Consider the following 25,119-nt stretch of genomic DNA (forward strand, 5'->3'; position numbering starts at 1 on the left):
TTACTTCGGACGCTTCGCGCCGTACTTGGACCGGCGCTGCTTGCGGTCCTTGACGCTCTGCGTGTCGAGGACGCCGCGGAGCACGTGGTAGCGAACGCCCGGAAGGTCGCGAACGCGGCCGCCACGGATCAGGACCACGGAGTGCTCCTGCAGGTTGTGGCCTTCGCCCGGAATATACGAGATCACTTCACGCGAGTTGGTGAGGCGAACCTTGGCAACCTTACGCAGGGCCGAGTTCGGCTTCTTCGGGGTGGTCGTATACACACGAGAACAAACGCCGCGCTTCTGCGGGTTCGCTTCCATTGCCGGAACCTTGTTCCGCTTTGGCTTGCTGGCGCGTGGTTTGCGGATCAGCTGATTAATGGTGGGCATTTCGCTCTTTCCATCGTCCAAAATTCATTGCGGTCTAAACAAACCAAACCAAAACGGCGCTCATCCGACCCCTTCAAGGGGAACGGCGGCGCCTTAATTGCAGCGGACCACCCCAAAAAAGGAGCAGTCATGCGCACAAGGATTTGCTTCGTCTAGTTACCCGACAGTGTGTTTGAGTGTCCTGGATGCCCGCACAAGATGGCAGGTACCCGGTGTGACAATCACGACCGACCGCTTAGGTAGGGGCTGTTTAGTGCCGACTCTCTTTTGCGTCAAGGATTCTTTCGTGAAAAAACCGTGCTGCTGCTATGCACGGGCTTGCCAAGCCATTCCGTCGGTGTCTTGACCGCCCCCTGCCCTGACCCCGACCGATCTCGGGATCCACATAGGGCAAAAAGAAAGGGAGCCTCGCGGCCCCCTTCCCTCATTCACATTTTCGCTCGGGCCTATTCGGCAGCAGGAGCGGCAATCTTGGGCGTGCTGGCCTGGCGGCGGCGCTCGTCCAGGATCAGGTCATCGCGCTTGGAGGCGATGAGCTTGGCCGAGGAGATGCCTGCGCCGGTACCGGCCGGGATCAGACGACCCACGATCACATTCTCCTTGAGGCCTTCGAGCAGGTCGGCCTTGCCGGACACTGCAGCCTCGGTGAGCACGCGGGTGGTTTCCTGGAAGGAAGCCGCCGACACGAACGAACGGGTCTGCAGCGACGCCTTGGTGATGCCGAGCAGCACCGGGTTGGCCGTTGCCGGCTTCTTGCCGTCAGCGACCAAGGCGTCGTTGAGCTCGTCAAAGTCCAGCTTGTCGAGCTGCTCGTCCTTGAGCAGGCCGGACTCACCGGGATCGACGATCTCGACCTTCTGCAGCATCTGGCGAACGATCACCTCGATGTGCTTGTCGTTGATCAGCACGCCCTGCAGACGATAGACTTCCTGGATTTCATTGACGAGGTACCGAGCAAGCTCTTCCACGCCCTTGATGGCCAGAATGTCATGCGGCGCCGGGTTGCCGTCGAGGATATACTCACCCTTTTCAATGGCATCGCCTTCCTGCAGGTGGAACGGCTTGCCCTTGGGGATCAGATATTCGACGGGCTCAGCACCCTCATCATGCGGCTCGATGATGACGCGACGCTTGTTCTTGTAGTCGCGGCCAAAGCGGATGGTACCATCGATCTCGGCGATGATGGCATGATCCTTGGGACGACGGGCTTCGAACAGTTCCGCCACGCGCGGCAGACCGCCCGTGATGTCCTTGGTCTTGGCGCTTTCCAGCGGAATACGCGCCAGCACGTCACCGGGCGACACCTTCTCGCCGGGCTCGACCGCGATAACGGCGTCAACCGAGAGCAGGTAACGGGCATCGCCACCACGTTCCACCTTCTGCACGGCACCGCCACGAGCGATGGCGATCGCGGGCTTGAGGCCCTCGCCACGCTGGTTGGTGCGCCAGTCGATGACAACGCGCTTTGTGAAGCCGGTCGCCTCGTCGGTGTTTTCGGCAACCGAAGCGCCGTCCACCAGATCCTCGAACACGACCTCGCCCTCGACCTCGGCCAGAACCGGACGGGTGTAGGGGTCCCATTCAGCCAGACGCTGACCGCGGCGAACCGCATCACCTTCCTTGACCAGCAGCTTGGAACCATAGGTCACCTTGTGGGTGGCGCGTTCCTTGCCTTCGGCGTCCAGGATGGCGAGCGAAACGTTACGGGCCATGACGACCAGCTTGCCGCCCTCGACCTTGACCACGTTCGGGTTGCGGATGGCGATGGTGCCTTCTGCGCCCGATTCCAGGAACGAGGAGTCAACCACCTGAGCCGTGCCACCGATGTGGAACGTACGCATGGTCAGCTGCGTGCCGGGTTCACCGATCGACTGTGCGGCGATAACGCCCACAGCTTCACCCATGTTCACCGGCGTACCGCGAGCAAGGTCACGGCCATAGCAGGCCGCGCAAGTGCCCTGGCGCATGTCGCAGGTCAAGGGCGACCGGATACGGATCGACTGGATCCGGGCCTCTTCGATGACCTCGACGTGCTTTTCTTCCAGCAGCGTGCCCTTGGCCGCGATCAGATCGCCGCTGAGCGGATGGAAGATGTCGTCGGCAGCGGTACGACCCAGAACGCGCTGGCCGATGGAGGCCACAACCTGGCCGGCATCAACGATCGGTTCCATGGTCAGGCCGCGCTCGGTGCCGCAGTCGACGGACACGATGATCGCGTCCTGCGCCACGTCCACCAGACGACGGGTCAGGTAACCCGAGTTTGCCGTCTTCAGAGCGGTGTCAGCCAGACCCTTACGGGCACCGTGGGTGGAGTTGAAGTACTCCAGCACGTTCAGGCCTTCCTTGAAGTTAGCCGTGATCGGGGTCTCGATGATCGAGCCGTCCGGACGGGCCATCAGGCCGCGCATGCCGGCCAGCTGCTTCATCTGGGCCGGTGAACCACGGGCGCCGGAGTGGCTCATCATGTAAACCGAATTGATCGGCTTTTGACGACCCGTCTCCTTGTCGATCTGCACGGTGCGGATCGCGTCCATCATCTCTTCGGCAACCTTGTCGCCGCACTTGGCCCAGGCGTCGACCACCTTGTTGTACTTCTCGCCCTGCGTGATCAGGCCGTCGTTGTACTGCTGCTCGAACTCTTCGACCTGCTTACGGGCGGCGTCCACGATCGTGTACTTGGACGCAGGGATAACCATGTCGTCCTTGCCGAACGAGATGCCGGCGTCACAGGCGTTCTTGAAGCCCAGCTGCATGACGCGGTCACAGAAGATCACGGTCTCCTTCTGACCGCAGCCACGGTAAACCGTGTCGATCATCTTGGAGATCATCTTCTTGGTCATCAGCTGGTTGGCCGTTGCGAACGGCACAGCCGGATGCTTGGGCAGGATCTGACCGATCAGCATGCGACCAGGCGTGGTCTCGATGATCTCGGTGGTTTCCTTGCCGTCCGCGTCGAAGGCCGTGACACGGCCTTTGATCTTGGTGTGGAGCGTGACGATCTTGTTGTCGAGCGCATGCTCGAGCTCGGCATAGGAGCCGAACGCCATGCCCTGACCCGGCTCGTTCTCATTCATGAGCGAGAGGTAGTACAGGCCCAGCACGATGTCCTGGCTCGGCACGATGATCGGCTGGCCATTGGCAGGGTGCAGGATGTTGTTGGTCGACATCATCAGCACGCGTGCTTCCAGCTGCGCTTCGAGCGACAGCGGGACGTGCACGGCCATCTGGTCGCCGTCAAAGTCGGCGTTGAAAGCCGAGCAGACGAGCGGGTGCAGACGGATGGCCTTGCCTTCGATCAGCATGGGCTCAAAGGCCTGGATACCCAGACGGTGCAGCGTGGGCGCGCGGTTCAGCAGAACCGGGTGCTCGCGGATGACCTCGTCCAGGATATCCCAAACCTCGGGCTTTTCCTTCTCGACCAGCTTCTTGGCCTGCTTGACCGTCGAGCTGAAGCCCTTGGCCTCGAGGCGCGAGTAGATGAAGGGCTTGAACAGCTCAAGCGCCATCTTCTTGGGCAGGCCGCACTGGTGCAGCTTCAGGTTCGGACCCACGGTGATCACCGAACGACCCGAATAGTCCACGCGCTTGCCGAGCAGGTTCTGGCGGAAGCGGCCCTGCTTGCCCTTGAGCATGTCGCTCAGCGACTTCAGCGGACGCTTGTTGGCACCGGTGATGGTGCGGCCACGGCGGCCGTTGTCGAACAGCGCATCCACAGCTTCCTGCAGCATGCGCTTTTCGTTGCGGATGATGATGTCAGGCGCACGCAGCTCGATCAGGCGCTTCAACCGGTTGTTGCGGTTGATGACGCGGCGATAGAGATCATTGAGGTCCGACGTAGCAAAGCGTCCACCATCCAGCGGCACCAGCGGGCGCAGCTCGGGCGGAATGACCGGGATCACCGTCATGATCATCCACTCGGGCTTGTTGCCCGACACGATGAATTGCTCGACGATCTTGAGGCGCTTGGCCAGCTTCTTGGGCTTCAGTTCGGTGGTCGACTCGGCGATTTCCACGCGCAGGTCGGCCGCGATCTTTTCCAGATCCAGGGCGAGCAGGATGTCGCGAATGGCTTCGGCGCCGATCTTGGCGGTGAAGCTGTCGGCACCATATTCGTCCTGGGCATCAAGGAACTGCTCTTCGTTCAGCAGCTCATGCTGGGTGAACGGGGTCAGGCCCGGATCGAGAACGACATAGTTCTCGAAATACAGGATGCGCTCGATGTCCTTGAGCGTCATATCGAGCAGCAGCGCGATACGGGACGGCAGGGACTTCAGGAACCAGATGTGCGCAACCGGAGCGGCCAGCTCGATATGGCCCATGCGCTCACGGCGGACGCGGCTGAGCGTGACTTCAACGCCGCACTTCTCGCAGATCACGCCCTTGAACTTCATGCGCTTGTACTTGCCGCACAGGCACTCATAGTCCTTCACAGGGCCAAAGATGCGCGCGCAGAACAGGCCATCGCGTTCGGGCTTGAACGTACGATAGTTGATGGTTTCCGGCTTCTTGATCTCGCCGTAGGACCAGGACAGGATCTTTTCCGGGCTCGCGATGGAGATCTTCATCTGGTCGAAGGTCTGCACCGGAACGGCCGGATTGAACGGGTCCATGACGTGGGAATGATGATTCATCAATTCTCTCCTCTTTCCCTCGGGAGGGGCCACCAGGCCCGCTCCTTCAGGAAGTGAATGGGGGTAGGAAGTGCCGGATTATTCCGCCGCTTCCTGAGGAGGTGCGAGCTCCGCTTCGGCCTGGCTGCCATCGTCGCCCAGGTCGCGCATGTCGAGTTCGACATTGAGACCGAGCGAACGGATTTCCTTGACCAGAACGTTGAAGCTCTCGGGGATGCCCGCTTCGAACGTATCGTCGCCACGCACGATGGCTTCGTACACCTTGGTACGGCCGGCAACGTCGTCCGACTTGATGGTGAGCATTTCCTGGAGCGTATAAGCCGCGCCATAGGCTTCCAGAGCCCACACTTCCATCTCGCCGAAGCGCTGACCGCCGAACTGGGCCTTGCCGCCCAGCGGCTGCTGGGTAACCAGGGAGTACGGACCGATCGAACGGGCGTGGATCTTGTTGTCCACCAGGTGGTCGAGCTTGAGCATATAGATATAGCCCACGGTCACCTGACGATCGAACTGCTCGCCCGTACGGCCGTCGAACACCGTCGACTGACCCGAGGCCTTCAGCCCTGCCCGCTCCAGCATCACCACGATGTCGGCTTCCTTGGCGCCGTCGAACACCGGCGTCGCGATCGAGACACCCTTGGAGAGGTGTTCGCCCAGACGCACCATGCCGTCGTCGTCGAGGTCGGTGATGGATTCATCACCGGCAAACAGGTCCTGGATTTCCAGGCGCAGGGGCTTGAGATCGCCATTGCGCTGATAGGCACGGACCATCTCGTCGATCTTGCGGCCCATGCCGGCGCAAGCCCAGCCCAGGTGCGTCTCGAGGATCTGGCCCACGTTCATGCGCGACGGCACGCCCAGCGGGTTCAGCACGATATCGACCGACGTACCATCTTCCAGATACGGCATGTCTTCCACGGGCACGATGCGCGACACCACGCCCTTGTTACCGTGACGGCCGGCCATCTTGTCGCCCGGCTGGATCTTGCGCTTGGTGGCGATGAAGACCTTGACCATCTTCATCACGCCCGGCGGCAGTTCGTCACCGCGCTGCAGCTTGTCGACCTTGTCGATGAAGCGCTTCTCGAGCAGACGGCGGCTTTCTTCATACTGGGCATGAAGGGCTTCCATCTCGCTCATCACCTTGTCGTCGTCGACGGCAAACTGCCACCACTTCGACCGGGGCTGAGCCTCGAACATCTGGTCATTGAGCTTGGTGCCGACCACATAGCCCTTCGGGCCAGCCGTCGCCGCCTTGCCGAACAACATTTCCTTCAGACGCGCATAGACGTTGCGGTCCAGGATCGACTGTTCGTCGTCACGGTCCTTGGCGAGACGCTCGATTTCCTCGCGCTCGATAGCCATGGCGCGCTCGTCCTTGTCGATGCCGTGGCGGTTGAACACGCGCACTTCAACGACAGTACCAGCATCGCCCGGCGGCACGCGCAGGGAGGTGTCACGAACGTCAGAGGCCTTCTCGCCGAAGATGGCGCGGAGGAGCTTTTCTTCCGGGGTCATCGGCGATTCACCCTTGGGGGTGATCTTGCCGACCAGGATGTCGCCAGGCGCCACTTCGGCGCCGATATGCACGATGCCGGCTTCGTCCAGGTTCTTCAGCGCTTCTTCCGACACGTTCGGAATGTCGCGCGTGATTTCCTCAGGACCAAGCTTGGTATCGCGGGCCATCACTTCATATTCCTCGATGTGGATCGAGGTGAAGACGTCCTGCATGGCGATCTTTTCGCTCAGCAGAATGGAGTCTTCGAAGTTGTAGCCGTTCCAGGGCATGAACGCGACGAGCACGTTGCGGCCCAGGGCCAGATCGCCCAGCTCGGTCGACGGACCATCGGCAATGATGTCGCCCTGGTTGACGTGATCGCCCACCACAACCAGCGGACGCTGGTTGATGCAGGTCGACTGGTTCGACCGCTGGAACTTCATCAGATTGTAGATGTCGACGCCCGACTTGGACGCATCGGTTTCTTCGGTTGCCCGGATAACGATACGCGTCGCGTCCACCTGGTCCACGATGCCCTTGCGCTTGGCCACAATGGCGGCGCCGGAGTCACGGGCCACGACGGCTTCCATGCCCGTGCCCACGAAGGGAGCATGGGCGCGCAGCAGCGGCACAGCCTGACGCTGCATGTTCGAGCCCATCAGAGCGCGGTTGGCGTCGTCGTTTTCGAGGAACGGGATCAGCGAAGCCGCCACAGACACCATCTGCTTGGGCGAAACGTCCATCAGGTCGACGTTTTCCTTGGGCGTCAGGCCGTTGTCGCCAGCATGGCGCGCCACGACCAGATCGTCCTTGAGGGTGCCGTCCTTGTTGAACTGCACGTTGGCCTGCGCCACGTAGTGCTTGGCTTCTTCCATGGCCGACAGATAGACCACGTCCTCGGTCAGCACGCCGTCCACGATCTTGCGGTACGGGGTCTCGATGAAACCGTACTTGTTGACGCGGGCGAAGGTCGACAGCGAGTTGATCAGACCGATGTTCGGGCCTTCCGGCGTCTCGATCGGGCAGATACGGCCATAATGGGTCGGATGCACGTCGCGGACTTCAAAGCCCGCACGCTCACGGGTGAGACCGCCCGGCCCAAGCGCCGACAGGCGACGCTTGTGGGTGATTTCCGAGAGCGGATTGGTCTGATCCATGAACTGGCTGAGCTGGCTCGAGCCGAAGAACTCGCGCACGGCGGCGGCAGCCGGCTTGGCGTTGATCAGGTCCTGCGGCATGACGGTGTCGATTTCGACCGAGCTCATACGCTCCTTGATCGCGCGCTCCATGCGGAGCAGGCCAAGGCGGTAGGAGTTTTCCATCAATTCGCCAACCGAGCGAACGCGACGGTTGCCGAGGTTGTCGATGTCGTCGATCTCGCCGCGGCCGTCGCGCAGGTCCACCAGCGTGCGCACGACTTCCACGATGTCTTCCTTGCGCAGCGTGCGCATGGTGTCGGGAGCGTCGAGCTCAAGGCGCATGTTCATCTTCACGCGACCAACGGCAGACAGGTCATAGCGCTCGCTGTCAAAGAACAGCGACTGGAACATGGCTTCGGCGGTGTCCACGGTCGGCGGCTCGCCAGGACGCATCACGCGATAGATGTCGAACAGCGCATCTTCACGGGATTCGTTCTTGTCGATCGCCAGCGTGTTGCGGATATAGGCGCCGATGGTGATGTGATCGATGTCCAGGATCGGCAGCTCGTCGAAGCCAAGATCGATCATCTTGGTCAGGGTCTTCTCGTCGAGCTCGTCACCTGCCTCCATATAGACCTCGCCGGTCTTGAAGTTGATCAGGTCTTCGGCGACATACATGCCATAGAGGTCTTCATTGACCGCCAGCAGGTGCGTCAGGCCGTTTTCGGCCAGCTTCTTGGCCTGGCGGGCCGAGAGCTTCTTGCCGGCTTCATGCACGACGTCGCCCGTCTTGGCGTCGATCAGGTCATGGCTCGGCTTGGCATTCTTCATCTTCTCGGCGTCGTAGGGCTTCTGCCAGCCATTGGACGTCTTCGAATAGGTCACCGTGTTGTAATAGGTGGCCAGGATCTCTTCGGTATCCATGCCCAGCGCCTTGAGCAGGCTGGTCACGGGGATCTTGCGGCGACGGTCGATACGCGCAAACACCACGTCCTTGGCGTCGAATTCGATATCGAGCCAGGAGCCGCGGTAGGGAATGATACGGCCGGCAAACAGCAGCTTGCCCGACGAATGGGTCTTGCCCTTGTCGTGATCAAAGAACACGCCCGGCGAACGGTGCATCTGCGAAACGATGACGCGCTCGGTGCCATTGACGATGAAGGTGCCGTTGGAGGTCATGAAGGGCATGTCGCCCATGTAGACGTCCTGCTCCTTGATGTCCTTGACCGAACGGGCGCCGGTTTCTTCGTCCACCTCAAACACGATCAGGCGCAGCGTCACCTTGAGCGGGGCAGCGAACGTGATGTCGCGCGCACGGCACTCATCGATGTCATACTTGGGCTGCTCGAATTCGTACTTCACGAATTCGAGAGATGCGGTGTTCGAAAAGTCGGTGATCGGAAAGACCGAACGGAACACGGACTGAAGCCCTTCGTCGGGACGGCCACCCTTGGGCTCATCCACGAGGAGGAACTGATCATAGGAGGCCTTCTGGACCTCGATCAGATTGGGCATCTCCGTGACTTCGCGAATGGACCCGAAGGACTTGCGTACCTTGCGGCGGCCGTTGAACGTGGTAGCCATGAAAGCTCCTGTTTCTTGCGATTGTCTCGGAGGCAGATATCCAAAAATCCGACTATCAGCCGTCGGGTCTCGGGATATTTGCCCTTGATAGGCACTAGGTTGGGCTGGTGATGCCTGGGCCCTGCCCCAGCCAAGGACAGGAAAGGCACGAAACGCCAAAACACCCCGTGGTCAGCAACCACAGGGCAACGTGGACGTCAGCGTGCCTCAGACATCAAATTGGTCATATATTCCGCAAATTGGCGCCAGGGACCCATGCAACCGGTCCGGCGAATCATGTCCCGCAAAACGAGAATGCGAGATGGCACATAAAGCGCCATCTCGCAAATTTCAAGGCAGAAGTCGAAATTACTTGAATTCGACCTTGGCGCCGGCAGCTTCCAGCTTCTTCTTGATGTCTTCGGCTTCAGCCTTGTTGACACCTTCCTTGACAGCCTTGGGAGCGGCTTCAACCAGCGCCTTGGCTTCGCCCAGGCCCAGACCGGTGATGGCACGGACTTCCTTGATGACGTTGATCTTGTTGTCGCCGAAGGAGGCGAGGATCACGTCAAATTCGGTCTTTTCTTCAACGGCAGCGGCCGGAGCGCCAGCAGCGGCGGCAACGGCAACCGGAGCGGCGGCGGAAACGCCCCACTTCTCTTCGAGCATCTTGGACAGCTCGGAAGCTTCCAGAACGGTCAGGGCAGACAGGTCGTCTACGATCTTGGCGAGATCAGCCATTTGATAAATCTCTCTTTTTAGGTGTTCAGTTCAAACCAGATGGTCCCTTGAGAGGACCGATGGGGGTTACGCTGCTTCGTTGCTCTTTTCCGCATGGGCGGCCAGCACGCGGGCAATGCCGCCTGCCGGTGCCACGATGACCGACGCGATACGCGTTGCGGGCTGCTTGAGCATCCCGGCCAGCGTTGCACGCAGTTCATCCAGCGAGGGCATGGTCGCCAGCGCCTTGACGTTGTTCGCGTCAAGCGCGGTCTTGCCCATGGCGCCACCAAGAACGACGTACTTCGCGTTCTTTTCAGCAAACTTCGCCGCAATCTTGGGCGCAGTCATGGGGTCGGCCGCATAAGCGATGACGATCGGCCCGGTAAGAAGGGCCGACATGTCCGCATTGTCGGTGTCTTTAAGAGCAAGCTTGGCAAGACGGTTCTTTGCGACCTTGACCTGGCCGCCAGCGGCCTTGATTTCGCGACGAAGCGATTCAAGGTTGGCGACGGTCAGACCGGCATTCTGCGCAAGGACGATCGATCCAGCGCCCGACAGGGCTGACTGAAGCGATGCGACAAGCTCACGCTTTTCCGCTCTTTCCACTGCTAGTCTCCACATTGAGCCCGACGAAAGTCTGTCGGGCCATTGCCAATTGCTGCCCTCCGATCTCCAGAACTGGAGGAGAGGAGCAACGGTTACATGCCTGTCAACCGTGCTGCCCAAAGGGCAACTGGCCTGGTTCGAACCCTGATCACCCCTGCCCTTGCGGGCCGGAAAATCCTGGTTGTCACCCCATCTATGCTGGCATCTTGCGATTTTAAGCCAACCCGGATCGGCTGGCACCTGCAGTCTCGGACAGGACTTAACTCCCCTTGCGGGGAGCTATCCGGGCGGCCGAAGCCGCCCGAAATTCTCTTACAGAGCCGAAGCCGGCTCCACATGCACGCCCGGGCCCATCGTCGTGGAAACGGCGACGCGCTTGACGTAGGTGCCCTTGGCACCAGCGGGCTTGGACCGCTGCACGGCGTCAGTGAACGCCTTGATGTTCTGCAGCAGGGCTTCCTCGGAGAAGGACACCTTGCCAACACCAGCATGCAGGATACCGGCCTTTTCAACGCGGTATTCCACAGCGCCACCCTTGGCAGCCTTGACGGCGCCGGCGACGTCGGGGGTAACCGTGCCAACCTTGGGGTTCGGCATCAGGTTGCGCGGGCCCAGGATCTTACCCAGACGGCCGACCAGCGGCATCATGTCGGGGGTGGCAATGCAACGATCGAAATCGATCTTGCCGGCCATGATCTGTTCCATCAGGTCTTCGGCGCCAACGATGTCGGCACCAGCCTTGCGGGCCTCGTCTGCCTTGGCATCCTTGGCGAACACGGCAACGCGGACGGTCTTGCCCGTGCCGTTCGGCAGGGTGACAACGCCACGGACCATCTGGTCGGCGTGACGGGGGTCAACGCCCAGGTTGATGGCGATCTCGACGGTCTCGTCGAACTTGGCCGAGGCGCGCGCCTTGACCATCTTCACGGCCTCATCAAGCTTGTAGAGCTTGTTGCGGTCGATGCCCTCACGGGCCTTGGCGATCTTCTTACCAACGTGTGCCATCTATCAGCCCTCGACCTGAATGCCCATGGAACGGGCAGAGCCGGCGATCATCGACACAGCAGCGTCGATATTGTCGGCGTTGAGATCCTTCATCTTCTTCTGGGCGATGTCGCGCAGCTGAGCCACGGTGATCGTACCAGCCGATTCCTTGCCCGGCAGCTTGCTGCCCGACTTCAGGTTGACGGCCTTCTTGATGAAGTAGGTGACCGGCGGCTGCTTCATCTCGAAGGTGAAGCTCTTGTCGGCATAGGCGGTGATCACGACCGGAATGGGCGAACCCTTTTCCATTTCCTGCGTGGCGGCATTGAAGGCCTTGCAGAATTCCATGATGTTCAGGCCGCGCTGACCGAGAGCCGGCCCGATCGGCGGGGACGGCGTCGCGGAGCCCGCGGGCACCTGCAGCTTTACGTAGCCAACGATTTTCTTTGCCATAATCGTCCTTCAGTTTCTGGTGGCGTGCTTGCGCAACGCCCCGGTTCGTCCGCTGTCACGCGGACCGTTTGACGCTGTGGTCCGAGGTCTATCCGGATGCCTGGCAGCAACCGCCCTCTTCCACAGATTTACCGCCAGCACGCTGGCGGGTGCCGCCGGATAAACCCGGCAGCCATCTGGCGCAAGCCAGAATTGGTGCAGCGCCCGTCAGGCGCCAGGCGGTCAGACCTTTTCGACCTGACCGTATTCGAGCTCCACCGGGGTGGGGCGACCAAAGATCGACACTTCCACCTTGAGGCGGGCGCGCTCTTCGTCGACTTCTTCCACCACGCCATTGAAGCTGGCGAAGGGGCCATCGGACACGCGGACATTCTCGCCCACTTCGAAGGACACCGACGGCTTGGGATGCTCGACCCCTTCCTGCACCTGCTGCAGGATGGAGAGGGCTTCCTTTTCCGAGATCGGCATCGGCTTGTTGTCCGAACCGAGGAAGCCGGTGACCTTGGGCGTGTTCTTGATCAGGTGGAACGCCTCGTCGGTCATGTCCATCTTGACCAGCACATAGCCGGGGAAGAACTTGCGTTCGGCGTCGACCTTGCGGCCACGGCGGATCTCGACGACCTTTTCGGTCGGCACGATCACGTCTTCAAACAGGTGCTCGAGCTTCTTCTGCGCAACCTTCTGACGGATGTCTTCCGCCACCTTGCGCTCGAAGTTCGAGTAAGCTTGAACGATATACCACCGCATGGCCATTAAGCGCCGCCGCTCCTAATTCAACTAAGTTCAGTACCCGGCCTAAGCGCGGATCGACAGCATCAGCCCGACCAGCCAGGAAATGATCTGGTCTGCAGCCAGGAAGAACAGGCTTGCCGCGGTGACCAGAACGATGACCATGATCGTCGAGATCAGGACTTCGTTACGACCCGGCCAGGTGACCTTGGAAACTTCCTGCCGCACCTGCTGCAGAAAAGTGATCGGGTTTGTACGGGCCATCGGCAAATCTACTCTTCGTATTTTTGGCGCAAAACCAAAGGCCGCGCAGGACTCCCGCACGGCTCGAATGTCGCTATCTAGAGAAAGTCCCGGCCAATTGCAACATGCCCGGCCAAGAATCTGCCCCGCCGGCGCGGCCTTTTCCCGGTCGGCAGGCGGCTCCGGCTCCACCCCACGTTAACGACAGTGGGAGAACTCGACGAATCACTCTTGATTCGCCCGATGCATTGGATTTTATAGACCTTACTAGGGAACGTAATGGCTGCAGGGGGCGTGCCATGACTGCGTCCGCATCCGACTTTGTCGTGAAGAGCTGCGAAATCCGCCATTTTGGGCCGCACCGTGCCATTCCCGGCCGGATCACCGGGCTTGTGCGCGTGCAGATTCAGGAACTGTTCCTGGGCAATGTCACCAATTATCACCTCGACCTCAAGGTCAAGGCCGATGTCGGCGCCGTATCCACGGCCGAGGTGCGCACCGCCCTGCTCGCCCATGCCGCCCATCAGCTGAACAAGCTCAAGACCCGCCACACCACGAAGCTGGCTGTCGCAGCCGAATAGGCCTGGCTGACCCTGCCGGCAAAGCCAGCAGCGCACCCATGCGGGCGCGCCAGCAGATCATGTGATTTTGGAAGATTTGTGCCTGGCAGGGGCTGGGGGACTCGAACCCACGACCCTCGGTTTTGGAGACCGATGCTCTACCAACTGAGCTAAACCCCTTCAGGCGAGGCCGTGTCTAATGGCAAAACGGCCGTTTCGCAAGAGCCTTGCGCAGGCTAGGCGAAGATATGGGGCACCAGCGGGACAACCAGCAGCAACAGGCCCACAAAGGCCACCGAAAAGGCCAGCGAGCGCCAGGGCGACAGCGCCTTGAGGTAGCACACCACATGCACGGCCCGGCCGACCAGGAACAGCGCGGCACCGGCCAGCGACAGCCAGCCCTGCTCGCCCAGCACGATCGACAGCACCGCCAGAGTCAGAAAGACCGGCAGCGTCTCGTGCAGATTGGCCAGCGCGCGGCGCGAACGCGCCAGCATCAGCGAGGGCGGCGGCAGTTCATCGCGCGGGCCCATCTGGGCGGCGGGGCCCACTTGTTCGGTGAGATATTTGCCCGGCAGCAAGGCCTGAACGACCGTGAGCGCCAGCACGAGAAGAATGATCAATAACATGGGGGTTACCTGTAAGATTGGGTCGGCAATGCGCCTGCATACGACCAACCGGCCTGCTCCGCCAGCCGATCATGCCGGCAATGCCGCGCCCCTTATTTACAAATCTGCGTCACCGGCCAATAAAGGTTAGGCGAGTTTGGGAATCCGCGGCGGGCGCCGATATTGTTCACTCAGGGATCGACCGGTCCCGGAAGGAAGCTGATGCGTTTCGTTCTCTCGCTGGCCCTGGTGCTGCTCACCCCCACAATGGCATTCGCCCACCCTGGTCTTGACCATGTGATGGGCTTTTCCCACGGCCTGGCCCATCCGCTGGGCGGGCTGGATCATTTGCTGGCCATGGTTGCCGTTGGCATTCTGGCCGCGGCCCTGGGCGGGCGCGCGCTCTGGGCGGTGCCGCTGAGCTTTATGGCCATGATGGTGGTCGGCTTTGGCCTGGGCATTGCCGGCACGGGTCTGCCGCTGGTCGAGACCGGCATCGCGCTCTCCAGCATTGCCATCGGCGCGGCCGCCACGCTGCGCCGCCCCCTGCCCCAGACGGCCGCCATGGCCCTGGTGGGCATCTTCGCCCTGTTCCACGGCCATGCCCATGGCGCCGAAATGCCGGCCTCGGCCGCGGCGCTGGAATATGCCGCCGGCTTCCTGCTGGCCACGGGCCTGCTGCATCTCTCCGGCATTGCCGCCACGCTCGGCGTGACCCGGCTCGCCGGTCGCCATGCCGATGGGATCACGCGCCTGGCCGGTGGCCTTGCGGCTCTGGGCGGCGTTGGCATCCTGGCCGGCTGGCTCTAGGCCTCACACCCACAAAGCCAAAGGGGAGACGGGCAATCGCCGTCTCCCCTTTTTTGCGTCCGGAACTATCCGTAACGCCTACGTTACGACTGACTTACGCCTGCTGCGCCAGGAACGCCCGCCAATCGCCGAGATGGGAGATGTCAGTGGCGCCCTCGGCGCCAATGGCCTCGCAGATGAAACCCTTGACGCTGCTGCCATCGGCCAGCACCACCGATCCGATACCGAGCGGTGACGGGATGCCGGCGACGAAATCGCCAAAGGCCGCGCGCGGCAAGGCCCAGATCTCCATTTTGATGGCACTGCCACCCGAGGACACCCGCACCATGCCCGGCCGCTTGGGCGGGCCGCCGGCCAGCGCATAGAAGCGATATTCGGGCGCGCTCTCGACAGCGCGCAGGAAGCGGCCCTTGCGGCTGGTCAGCTGACCATTGAGCGGCAGGCCGGTCATATGCGCGCCGCAGACGGCGATCTCCATCTCGTCGGCCTCGATTGCGGGCGCCATCGGCGCCGCATCGGCAAAACCCCAGTCGGTGGCCCCGAGATTGTGCGGGAAATGCCGCTCCAGCCCCTGCGCCACGGCGGCAACCAGCCCATCGGCGCCCGCCGGGGCCAGCAGGGTCACGCTGCCCGGCCGGCCATCGCTGCGCCGCGCCGCCGGCACGGCAATGCCGCACATGTCGAGCAGATTGACGAAATTGGTATAGGTGCCCAGCCGCGAATTGGGCCCGATGGGATCGGCCGCAAGATCAGCCACCGAATAGAACGTCGGAATGGTCGGCACACACAGCAGGTCCACCCCCGCCAGCGCCGGCTCGGCCAGGCGCTTGAGCTCGGCCAGCCGATAGATGCCCCGGAAGGCATCGGCGGCGCTGAGTTGCTCGGCCGCGGTGATGATCTTGCGGGTCACCGGGTGGATGGCGTCGGGATTGGTCTTGAGCAGATCCTCGATCACCGTATAGCGCTCGGCCACCCAGGCGCCTTCATAGAGCATGCGGGCGACGGCATAGAGCGGGGCAAAATCGATCTCGACGATCTCGGCGCCAGACTGGCGCAGCGCATCGACGCTGCGCGCAAAGGAGTCCGCCTGCACGCTGTCGCCGAAGAACTCGACGCTGCCGGCATCGGGAATACCCACCCGCAGCCGAGCCGGCGCCGCCGTCAGCGCCCGCGTCGGAAAGCGCCGTGCATAGGCATCGGAGGCGTCATAGGCACTGGCCACGGAGAACACCGCATAGGCATCCGTCACCGTGAGGGCGAAGATCGAGATGGTATCGAGCGTCCGGCAGGCCGGGACCACGCCCGAAGCCGAAAGCGTGCCCAGCGTCGGCTTGAGGCCCACGATATTGTTGAGCGCCGCCGGCACGCGGCCCGAGCCCGCCGTATCGGTGCCCAGCGAAAACGTCACCAGCCCATGGCCCACGGCCACGCCCGACCCGCCCGATGAACCGCCCGGCACGATGGCCGGGTCGATGGAATTGCGCGGCACGCCATAGGGCGAACGCACGCCGACCAAGCCGGTGGCGAACTGGTCGAGATTGGTCTTGCCGATCAAAAGCGCGCCGGCCGCCCGCAATTGCGCAACGACAAAGGCATCCTCGGCAGCGACATATTCATAGGCCGGACAGGCCGCCGTGGTCGGCTTGCCCGCGGCATCGATATTGTCCTTGATGACATAAGGCACGCCCCAGAGCGGCCGCGTGGGATCATAGGCGCCCAGCGCATCGGCCGCCGCCAGCACCTCGGCCTTGTCCAGCAGATGGATGAAAATGGCTGGATCAGCGACCGCGGCTATGCCGGCGAACACCTGTTCGACAATCTCGCGGGGCGATGTCCCCGCCGCATAGGCGGCGCGCAGGCTGGGCAGCGTCAGGGCAATGGCAGACATAGGCAAAGTCCTTGCAGTTCAGAATAGTCACACAGTCAGGAAGTCAGCATCAGGACCGGCTTGGCCCAGATGATGAGGACGACGCAGCCCTGTGCCGAGGCGACCGCATGGGATGTGTCGGTGGGATTGATGACCAGCGCGCCCGCGCCATAGCTGCCGGCATCGTCGCTCTGGCCGCCCTCGAGCACCAAGATGGTCTCGATGCCCTGGTGCAGATGGCGCGGCACGCTGGCGCCCTTGGCATAGCGCAGCAGGGCCACCGCCCCGCCCTCGCCCTCATCATGCAGGCGGCAGATCTCGACGCCGGGATGGAAAGGCTCGAAGGGGAAATCCCGCCAGGCGCCGGCGAGAAAGCCGGGATGGGTGATGCTAGGAGCCATGCAGGGCACTCACAATCTCGTCGGTGGTCGCCAGCCAGCCGACAATGCCACCCTGCGCCGCGATCATCTCCAGCGTCGCTTGCTTGAAGGCGGGGAAATAACTCTCGGTGGCGTCGGTCGCCAGCACGCACTCAAAGCCACGGTCATTGGCCTCGCGCATGCTGGTCTGCACGCAGACCTCGGTGGTGACGCCGGCAAATACCAATTGGCGAATACCGCGATCGGCGAGGATCTTGCCGAGCTCGGTGGCGTAGAAGGCCCCCTTGCCCGGCTTGTCGATGACGATCTCGCCGACAATTGGCGCCAGTTCGGGCACGATATCGGCGCCGGGCTCGCCGGCCACCAGAATGCGGCCCATCGGACCGGCATCGCCAATGCGCAGCGCCGGATTGCCCCGGTTGCGCTTGGCCGGCGGACAGTCCGAGAGGTCCGGGACATGGCATTCGCGCGTGTGGATCACGGTAACGCCGGCCGCGCGGAAACCCGCGATGAGCCGGCCCACGGTGGGAATGATGGCCTGCAGCAGCGTGACATCATTGCCCAGGCTCGCGCCGAAGCCACCCGGCTCGACGAAATCGCGCTGCATGTCGATGACAATCAGCGCCGTGCGGGCCGGATCGATGTCGATGGCGAAGGGACGCGCGGATAGTAGGCTCATGCGTGCCCCGCCATGTGTTGGCCGATTTCGCCGATATCGGCGGCGCCGATGGGCGTCTCAAAGGCAATGCGCCCTTCCGACATCACCAGCACCCGGTCCGATAGTTCAAGGATTTCATCGAGATCCTCGCTGATCAGTAACACTGCCGTTCCCGAATTGCGCGCCGCCATAATGCGGGCCCGGATTTCGGCCACCGCCGAGAAATCCAGCCCGAAGCAGGGATTGGAAATCACCAGCAGATCCACCGGACCGGTCAGCTCGCGCGCCAGCACGGCCCGCTGCACATTGCCGCCTGACAGCGCGGCAATCGGGCTGTCAATCGAGGTGGTCTTGACGTTATAGGCGGCCACCAGCTCACGGGCCTTGGCCCGCATGGCGCCCGTGTCGAGCCAGAAGCGCGGCTTGCCCTGGGCGTCTTCGTCGAAATCGCGAAAAGCCATGTTCTGCGCCACGCTCATGCGCGGGGCACAGGCATTGTGCAGCGGCTCCTCGGGCAGATAGCGCACATTGGCCGCGCGCGCCTGGGTGCGGCTGGCGTCATAGGCGTGGCCCTTCACTGCAATGGCGCCGGCCTGATAGGGGCGCTGGCCGGCCAAGAGCTCCATCAGCTCGGTCTGGCCATTGCCCGACACTCCGGCCACGCCGACGATCTCGCCAGCGCGAACATCGAGACTGTCGAGGCTGATCTGCTTGAGCCCGGAGCGGTCCACCGCCTGCACGCCGCGCAAGCTGAGCACGGCATCGCCCGGCACGCCGCTGCGCGCCGCCTTCTGCGACAGGGTCTTTTCGCCGATCATCAGCGCCGCCATATCGGCATGGCTGAGCTCGGCCACCTTGCCGCCGCCGACATAGCGGCCCCGCCGCAGCACGGAGACCTCGTCGGCATAGGCGGTCACTTCGCGGAACTTGTGCGTGATCATCAGCACGGTGAGCCCGGCCTGCACCGTCATCTGCCGCACCATGCCGAGCAGTTCGTCGGCTTCCGCCGGCGTCAGCACCGAGGTGGGTTCATCCAGGATCAGGAATTTGCGGCCGAGATAGAGTTGCTTGAGCAGTTCGAGCTTCTGCTTTTCGCCCGCCGACAGCCGGCTGACCGGCACATCGAGCGGCACGGCAAACGGCATGGTGGCCATGAAGTCCGCCAGCGCGCCGCGCTCGTCCGCCCAGTCGATCACCGCCGGCACGTCGGGCCGGTTGATGACCAGGTTCTCCGCCCCGGTCAGCGACGGCACCAGGGTAAAATGCTGATAGACCATGCCCAGCCCATGGGCATGGGCGGCACGGGGATCGTCAATGCTCACCTCGCGGTCGCCCACGATCAACTGGCCCGATGTGGGGTGGTAAAAGCCCATCATGCATTTGACGAGGGTCGACTTGCCGGCGCCATTCTCACCCAGCAGCGCATGGAATGTGCCCGGCCGCACTTGAATCGATACATTATCCAAGGCCACGAAGGCCCCGAATTTCATGGTCATTCCGACCGTTTCGACGCCAATGGGCGCCAGCGCAGTCATGCCAGCGCCTCGATGATGGCGGCGCTATTGCTGACCGAACCGAACACGCCGCCCTGCATCTTGACCATGTGGATGGCCGCGGCGTGATTGCCCGGATCGGTGGCGCCGCAGCAATCCTCCACCAGCACGCATTCATAGCCCCGGTCATTGGCCTCGCGCATGGTGGTGTGCACGCACACGTCCGTGGTGATGCCGGTGAGCAGCAGGTTCTCGATGCCCCGGTTGCGCAGCAACAGGTCAAGGTCCGTGGCGTAAAAGCTGCCCTTGCCCGGCTTGTCGATAATGGCCTCGCCCGGCAGCGGCGCCAGCTCGTCGATGATCTCCCAGCCCGGTTCGCCCCGGATCAGGATCTTGCCGCAGGGGCCGGGATCGCCGATCCCTGCCCCCATCTGGCGCGAGCGCCAGCGCTTGTTGGCCGGCAGGTCCGCCAGATCGGGCCGATGCCCCTCGCGGGTGTGGATGATGTGAAAGCCCTTCTGGCGCATCACCGCCAGCAGCGCCTTGATCGGCTCAATCGGCGCGCGAGTGAGGCTCAAATCATAGCCCATGGAGTCGACATAGCCGCCTTCCCCGCAGAAATCGGTCTGCATGTCGATGATGACCAGCGCCGTGTTTTCCGGCCGCAGATCGCCATTATAGGGCCAGTTATAGGGGTCTGCCGCGATGGTGGGCATGATGCCGCTCCTATTTGGTAATGCTGAGTTCGCCCGGCGCGCCGGAAATGGCCTGGGTGGGAGAACTGGTTGCCACCAGCAGCCCCAGCGTCAGCACATAGGGCGCCGCGAAAAAGAGGTAATAGCCTTCCGACACGCCGACCGATTGCAGGGCCGGCCCCAGCGCGCCAGCGCCGCCGAACAGCAGCGCAGCCCACAGGCAGTTGATCGGGTTCCAGCGGGCAAAAATCACCAGCGCCACGGCCATCAGGCCCTGGCCGGAGGAAATGCCCTCGTTCCAGCTGCCGGGATAATAGAGCGACAGATAAGCGCCGCCGATGCCGGCCAGCGCGCCACCGGCCGCCGTTGACCACAGCCGCACCCAATTGGGGTCAAGCCCCATGGCCCGCGCCGCATCGGTGCTGTCGCCGACCACCCGCACGATCAGTCCGATGCGCGTCGCCTTGAACATCCAGGCCATGGCAAAGGCCAGGATCGCGCCCACCACGAACAGCACATTGACGCGCAGCGCTGCCTCGAGCTGGGGAATGTCGGTCCACCAGCCCAAGGGAATGGCCGGCAGGTCGGGCGCCACGGGCTGGATATAGGGCTTGCCGAAAAAGAAGGCGATGCCGGTGCCGAACAGCATCAGCGCAATGCCCACGGCAATGTCGTTGACCTTGGGCAGGCTGCACAACCAGCCATGCAGCAGGCCAAACATCATGCCGGCCAAGGCGGCGGCAGCCACCCCGGCCCAGGGCGAACCGGTGTGGAAGGCCACCGCATAGCCAGCCATGGCGCCAAACACCAGCGTACCTTCGAGCCCCAGATTGATGCGCCCCGAGCGCTCGGTCAGGCATTCGCCCAGGCTAACGAAGATAAAGGGTGTGGAGACGCGGATCGCGCCACCAATGATGGCGATGGGCACGCCCCACCAGCCGATGTCGAGCCCATTCATGCGCGCACCCATGTTTCTGGTTTGAACAGGCGGAAGCGGCCCACCAGCGTCTCGCTGACCAGGATCGCCACGAACACCAGGCCCTGCAGCACGAGCATGGTGGCGTCGGGCAGGTCGAGCCGCCGCTGCACCAGGCCACTGGAGGCCTCGAACCCGGCCAGCAGCACCGCCACCGGAATGATGGCCAGCGCGTTGTGGCGGGCGAGGAAGGCAATCAATATGCCGGTATAGCCATAGCCCGCCGCCAGCGAGCCATTGGCCGACCCATGCACGGCGCTGACCTCGACCATGCCGGCCAGCCCGGCAAAACTTCCCGCGAGGGCCGTAAAGCCCAGGATCAGCCGGCCGGTGGGCAGGCCCTGGATCTGCGCCGCCCGCACATTGCCGCCGACGATGCGCGCGGCAAAGCCCCAGGTGGTGCGCTCCATCACGATATAGCTGACGATGCAGGCGACCAGGCCAATGCCCAGCCCCCAATGCACGGCCATGCCCGGCATGTCGGCCAGCCGATAGGCCTCCTCCAGCGGGGCGGTCGATGGTTTGTTGAGACTTGCCGGATCGCGGAACACGCTCTCGACGAAGTGGTTCATCAGCGCGATGGCAATATAGGCCATCAACAGGCTCGAAATGGTCTCGTTAACGCCGCGCCGCACGCGCATCCAGCCCACCGCGCCGATCCACAAGGCGCCGGTGAGCGCCCCCGCCACAGCCATCAGGGCAATGCCGCCCAGGCCCAGGCCCGGAAAGCTGGCGCCGGTCACCCCGGCGGCAACGCCGCCCAGCACAATGGCGCCCTCGCCGCCGATCACCACCAGGCCCAGCCGGGCCGGGATCGCCACGCAGAGCGCGGCCAGCAGGAGTGGTGCTGCCCGCGACAGCGTGTTTTCCCAGGAGAAGGCTGAGCCGAACCCGGCCTGGTACACATAGCCGTAGAAATCGATCGGCGACTTGCCCAGCAGCAGCAGAAACACGCCGAAGGCCGCGAGGCCCGCAATCAGCGCCAGCAGCGGCAGGGCCACCGCCTCGCTGCGCCGCATCATGGCCGCCAGGGATGGCCCGGCAGGCGCTGTTGCCCCTGCCGTGCTGCTGGAAGACAGGCCCTGTGGAGTGCCCGTATCCATGGCGTTACGAGATCGACCCGACGACGCCCTCGACGAGATAGTCCATGCTCTCGAGCGCGACATCGTCTTCGGCGAAACTCTGGCCTTCGGTGGCGATCACATTGCCCTTGTTGTCCTTGAGCGGGCCCTTGATGGCGGCAAAGCCGCCCTTCATGATCTCGGCCTGGGTGGCCTCGAACTGGGTGCGCGCCTCGGCCGACACCGCCGGACCCAGCGGGCTCATCTTGATGAAGCCCTGCGCCAGCCCGCCGCGCACGAAATTGGGAATGGTGCCGCCCGAGAGCGTCGTGTTCACCATCTCGGTATAGACCTGCGCCCAGTTCCACTCGGCGCCGGTGAGATATTTGTCCGGGGCCAGCGACGCCTGGCTGGCGTGATAGCCGCACAGGAACATGCCGCGACCGGCGCCGGTCTCCATCACAACCTTGGGGCCATCGACATGGCAGGTGACGACGTCAGCGCCCTGGTCGGCCAGGGCATTGACCGCCTCGGCTTCCTTGACCGCCATGGACCACTCGCCGGTGAAGATCACCTGGCAGGTGATGGTGGGATCAACCGAGCGTGCGCCCAGCAGGAACGAGTTGATGTTGAGCAGCACCTGCGGAATGGGCTTGGCCGCGACAAAGCCGATCTTCTTGGTCTTGGTGGCATGGCCGGCGGCAATGCCGTTCAGATACTGGCCCATGCCGATATAGCCGAAGTACGAGCCGACGTTCATCGGATGCTTGTCGGCGCTCCACATGCCACCGGCATGCTGGAAGCGGACATCAGGATATTTCGGCGCCATGGCCAGGATATGAGGGTCGAAATAGCCGAACGAGGTCGGGAAGATCAGGCTCGCACCATCAAAATTGATCATGCTCTCCATGGTCTTTTGCACATCGACCGTCTCGGGGACGTTTTCTTCCTCGACCAGAGTCACGCCCTCGATGGCCTTGAGCGCCGCGGCGCCTTCGGCATGGGCCTGGTTGTAGCCAAAGTCATCCTTGGCCCCGACATAGATGAAGCCCACGGTGAGCGGCGCGGCGCGCGCCGCCGAGAGCGGCAGCAGGCTGCCTGCGGCGGCCAGCCCGACCAGGCTTGCCCCCGACTTCAAGAAGCCACGGCGATTGAATTGACGGTCATCGATCATTGTCTCTGCCTCCAGCTGGCGGAAAACGGCTGCGTCCACAGATCGGGCGGTGCCCCCAAGGCCCGCGCTTCGATCCACACTGTTGTTCCGAGGCCGACGATTTCAGATGTTACTGCGCATGTCTGGTGCTATCTTTTGGCTTGAGTGCTGCAAAAAACGCATCACTCGAAATCCCCAGCCGCGAGGACGCCATGCGCTACCTGACATCGGCCCGCTATATCGTCGCCGTGGCCAAGGCCGGCTCCATCCGCAAGGCCGCCGAGGCGCTCTCGATCACCTCCACCGCGCTCAACCGGCGCATACTCGATCTTGAGGAAGAGCTGGGCGCGCCGATCTTCGAGCGCCTGCCGCGCGGCGTGCGCCTGAGCAGCGCCGGGGAAATCCTGATCCACTATATCCGCAACCAGCTCAGCGACATGGACCGGGTGCGCTCGCAGATCGCCGACCTCTCCGGCGTCCGCCGTGGCCATGTCTCGATCGCCTGCAGCCAGGCGCTGGTGCCCTATTTCCTGCCCAGCCAGATCGCGCTCTACCGCCAGGCCCATCCCAATGTGAGCTTTGGCGTGCATGTGCGCGACCGCGAAGCCGCCGAGCGGGCGCTGGCCGATCACACGGCCGATCTCGCCATCGTCTTCGAGCCGGTGCGCATGGCCGAGTTCCACACCATCATCAGCGTGCGCCAGCCCGTGCATGCGGTGATGGCCCGCAATCATCCGCTGGCCGACAGGCCGAGCCTCAGGCTGGGCGATTGCCTCAACTATCCGATTGCGCTGCCCACCCTGCCCTATGGCGTGCGCAATCTGCTCGAACTGGCGGCGCTGCGCACATCGCGCGCGCTGACGCCGATGATCGAATCCGACAGCTTCGACTTCCTGCGCCACTACGCAGCCCAGGAGCATCTGGTGTCGTTCCAGATCCCCATCGGCCTGTCGCTGTCCGAGACCGGCGGCATGGTGGTCTCCACCCCGCTCGACAAGCGCGATGTGCCCGCCGGCATTCTCTATATGGGCCAGCTCAAGGGCCGCACCCTGCCCGTCGCCGCCGCCCGCTTCGCCGCCCAGCTCTCAGCCGCCTTTGCCGACGAATATGAGCTGGCGTGACGGCGACCGCCAACCTGACAAAAAAGTATAGCTCAGGCGAAGTGCAGGCAAACTGACGCGCCTAATCCTGTTTGTGTTGATGCCGATGCATCAACCGCGACCGGCCAACGGTTTCTCCGCCCCGATCCGTTTCAAGCCTCGCAATAGGAGATCAAAATGCAGAGCTTTGCCAAGATTGCCTCCCCCGCCATTGTTGCCTTTGCCGTGATCGTTTCGGCCGGCGCGGCCTTCGCTGCCCCGACGTTCACCACGGCCAACCCGGGCAGTGGCATGGCGATCGCGGACTTCCGCAGCCAGCTGGGCGTCTTCAACCCGTCCGAAGTCACCGAGTTGGTCGGCGCCAAGACGGTGTCGGTCATCAAGTATGATACGGCCTGGAGCAAGGACGACGATACGGCCAAGGCGGTGGACCTGCTGACCACGGATGCGCAGTCGATCGGCCAGCTCCGCGAAGCCATCAAGGCCAATGCGGAAGCCGCCAAGCTGCTCGAAGCCAACCACATCGCCATCAATGACGTTGTCGACCTGGTGTCGGACGGCGCCGGCAATGTGTCGATCTACGTCTCGTAAGCCATCCCGGCGGTCAACCCTCTCGGCCTGATCCTCCCAAGGGCCGCTTTTGACCGCTGGTGCGGCGGCCGGACGACGTCCCGCGTCCGCGCCGCCCCTGATCTGCCAAACGCCTCGGCAAGCCCTCTGCCGGGGCGTTTTGGTGTGCACTCCAACACGTCATGCAGGGGCGAATACCGTCCTTGCGCTTCGCGGAAATTCCGGACCGCAATAGATCGGGTCACTC

At 63.0% G+C, this 25,119-nt stretch carries 22 protein-coding genes and 1 tRNA gene; 4 read left to right on the top strand and 19 right to left on the bottom strand.

All coding sequences use genetic code 11. The features are described 5' to 3' along the window. The 9 genes from rpsL to secE all read right to left on the bottom strand — a co-directional run bounded on the left by rpsL (position 1) and on the right by secE (position 12,962). Complete coding sequence (gene rpsL, locus E8M79_RS12415) at positions 1 to 372, bottom strand: 30S ribosomal protein S12 (RefSeq protein WP_046136734.1); 372 nt, start codon at positions 370 to 372, stop codon at positions 1 to 3. Positions 373 to 818: 446 nt separating this feature from the next. Beyond that, positions 819 to 5,003 carry a DNA-directed RNA polymerase subunit beta' gene (rpoC, locus tag E8M79_RS12420; RefSeq protein WP_137152200.1) on the bottom strand — a complete coding sequence of 1,395 codons (4,185 nt, stop codon included), beginning with the start codon at positions 5,001 to 5,003 and terminating at the stop codon, positions 819 to 821. Positions 5,004 to 5,081: 78 nt separating this feature from the next. Continuing rightward, the gene (gene rpoB, locus E8M79_RS12425; protein WP_137152201.1) at positions 5,082 to 9,224 is read right to left on the bottom strand and encodes a DNA-directed RNA polymerase subunit beta; all 4,143 of its coding nucleotides are present in this window, start codon (positions 9,222 to 9,224) and stop codon (positions 5,082 to 5,084) included. A 348-nt stretch (positions 9,225 to 9,572) separates the two neighbouring features. Beyond that, positions 9,573 to 9,944: a 50S ribosomal protein L7/L12 gene (gene rplL, locus E8M79_RS12430; protein WP_137152202.1), complete on the bottom strand. Its 372-nt coding sequence runs from the start codon at positions 9,942 to 9,944 to the stop codon at positions 9,573 to 9,575. A 66-nt stretch (positions 9,945 to 10,010) separates the two neighbouring features. Continuing rightward, positions 10,011 to 10,532 carry a 50S ribosomal protein L10 gene (rplJ, locus tag E8M79_RS12435; protein WP_137152203.1) on the bottom strand — a complete coding sequence of 174 codons (522 nt, stop codon included), beginning with the start codon at positions 10,530 to 10,532 and terminating at the stop codon, positions 10,011 to 10,013. 312 nt (positions 10,533 to 10,844) lie between these two features. Further along, complete coding sequence (gene rplA / locus E8M79_RS12440; RefSeq protein WP_137152204.1) at positions 10,845 to 11,537, bottom strand: 50S ribosomal protein L1; 693 nt, start codon at positions 11,535 to 11,537, stop codon at positions 10,845 to 10,847. A 3-nt stretch (positions 11,538 to 11,540) separates the two neighbouring features. Continuing rightward, a complete protein-coding gene (gene rplK / locus E8M79_RS12445) occupies positions 11,541 to 11,969 on the bottom strand; it encodes a 50S ribosomal protein L11 (RefSeq protein ID WP_137152205.1) in 429 nt (142 codons plus the stop codon). Between the two features lie 222 nt (positions 11,970 to 12,191). Beyond that, the gene (gene nusG, locus E8M79_RS12450; protein ID WP_137152206.1) at positions 12,192 to 12,722 is read right to left on the bottom strand and encodes a transcription termination/antitermination protein NusG; all 531 of its coding nucleotides are present in this window, start codon (positions 12,720 to 12,722) and stop codon (positions 12,192 to 12,194) included. A gap of 42 nt (positions 12,723 to 12,764) precedes the next feature. Further along, on the bottom strand, positions 12,765 to 12,962 hold the full coding sequence (gene secE, locus E8M79_RS12455) for a preprotein translocase subunit SecE (protein WP_137152207.1): 198 nt from the start codon (positions 12,960 to 12,962) through the stop codon (positions 12,765 to 12,767). Positions 12,963 to 13,240: 278 nt separating this feature from the next. Here secE and E8M79_RS12460 point away from each other — a divergent pair, with 278 nt between their 5' ends. After that, a complete protein-coding gene (locus E8M79_RS12460; protein ID WP_137152208.1) occupies positions 13,241 to 13,522 on the top strand; it encodes a hypothetical protein in 282 nt (93 codons plus the stop codon). An 83-nt stretch (positions 13,523 to 13,605) separates the two neighbouring features. Here the strand turns inward: E8M79_RS12460 and E8M79_RS12465 are convergent. Together E8M79_RS12465 and E8M79_RS12470 are read right to left on the bottom strand one after the other, a co-directional pair. Then, a tRNA-Trp gene (locus E8M79_RS12465) sits at positions 13,606 to 13,681 on the bottom strand. A 56-nt stretch (positions 13,682 to 13,737) separates the two neighbouring features. Next, a complete protein-coding gene (locus tag E8M79_RS12470; RefSeq protein ID WP_137152209.1) occupies positions 13,738 to 14,130 on the bottom strand; it encodes an MAPEG family protein in 393 nt (130 codons plus the stop codon). Between the two features lie 201 nt (positions 14,131 to 14,331). Between E8M79_RS12470 and E8M79_RS12475 the strand changes: the two genes are divergently transcribed. Further along, positions 14,332 to 14,919, top strand: a complete 588-nt coding sequence (locus tag E8M79_RS12475; protein ID WP_137152210.1) for a HupE/UreJ family protein — start codon at positions 14,332 to 14,334, stop codon at positions 14,917 to 14,919. Positions 14,920 to 15,013: 94 nt separating this feature from the next. On the opposite strand, the gene atzF is transcribed toward E8M79_RS12475, so the two are convergent. Genes atzF through E8M79_RS12515 form a run of 8 tightly spaced genes read right to left on the bottom strand, consistent with a single transcriptional unit; the run spans position 15,014 to position 23,223 of the window. Continuing rightward, positions 15,014 to 16,807 (bottom strand): allophanate hydrolase, encoded by a 1,794-nt coding sequence (gene atzF / locus E8M79_RS12480; protein WP_137152211.1) that lies wholly within the window; start codon positions 16,805 to 16,807, stop codon positions 15,014 to 15,016. 35 nt (positions 16,808 to 16,842) lie between these two features. Then, a complete protein-coding gene (locus E8M79_RS12485; RefSeq protein WP_137152212.1) occupies positions 16,843 to 17,187 on the bottom strand; it encodes a cupin domain-containing protein in 345 nt (114 codons plus the stop codon). Then, positions 17,177 to 17,845, bottom strand: a complete 669-nt coding sequence (locus E8M79_RS12490; RefSeq protein ID WP_137152213.1) for an isochorismatase family cysteine hydrolase — start codon at positions 17,843 to 17,845, stop codon at positions 17,177 to 17,179. Before E8M79_RS12490 ends, E8M79_RS12485 begins: the two co-directional genes overlap by 11 nt. Further along, positions 17,842 to 19,359, bottom strand: coding sequence for an ABC transporter ATP-binding protein (locus E8M79_RS12495; protein WP_137152214.1), 1,518 nt, complete (start codon positions 19,357 to 19,359; stop codon positions 17,842 to 17,844). Before E8M79_RS12495 ends, E8M79_RS12490 begins: the two co-directional genes overlap by 4 nt. Next, complete coding sequence (locus tag E8M79_RS12500; protein ID WP_137152215.1) at positions 19,356 to 20,033, bottom strand: isochorismatase family cysteine hydrolase; 678 nt, start codon at positions 20,031 to 20,033, stop codon at positions 19,356 to 19,358. Before E8M79_RS12500 ends, E8M79_RS12495 begins: the two co-directional genes overlap by 4 nt. Positions 20,034 to 20,043: 10 nt before the next feature. After that, entirely contained in the window at positions 20,044 to 20,970 is a 927-nt protein-coding gene (locus E8M79_RS12505; RefSeq protein WP_137152216.1) for an ABC transporter permease, read from the bottom strand. Continuing rightward, positions 20,967 to 22,091, bottom strand: coding sequence for an ABC transporter permease (locus E8M79_RS12510; protein WP_137152217.1), 1,125 nt, complete (start codon positions 22,089 to 22,091; stop codon positions 20,967 to 20,969). Before E8M79_RS12510 ends, E8M79_RS12505 begins: the two co-directional genes overlap by 4 nt. Positions 22,092 to 22,095: 4 nt before the next feature. Then, a complete protein-coding gene (locus tag E8M79_RS12515; RefSeq protein ID WP_137152218.1) occupies positions 22,096 to 23,223 on the bottom strand; it encodes a BMP family ABC transporter substrate-binding protein in 1,128 nt (375 codons plus the stop codon). A gap of 191 nt (positions 23,224 to 23,414) precedes the next feature. Between E8M79_RS12515 and E8M79_RS12520 the strand changes: the two genes are divergently transcribed. Then, the gene (locus tag E8M79_RS12520) at positions 23,415 to 24,323 is read left to right on the top strand and encodes a LysR family transcriptional regulator (RefSeq protein WP_137152219.1); all 909 of its coding nucleotides are present in this window, start codon (positions 23,415 to 23,417) and stop codon (positions 24,321 to 24,323) included. A gap of 156 nt (positions 24,324 to 24,479) precedes the next feature. Beyond that, complete coding sequence (locus tag E8M79_RS12525) at positions 24,480 to 24,893, top strand: hypothetical protein (RefSeq protein ID WP_137152220.1); 414 nt, start codon at positions 24,480 to 24,482, stop codon at positions 24,891 to 24,893. Positions 24,894 to 25,119 lie beyond the last annotated feature (226 nt).

Source organism: Devosia sp. FKR38, assembly GCF_005222805.1.
In the GTDB taxonomy this organism is placed as follows: Bacteria; Pseudomonadota; Alphaproteobacteria; order Rhizobiales; family Devosiaceae; genus Devosia.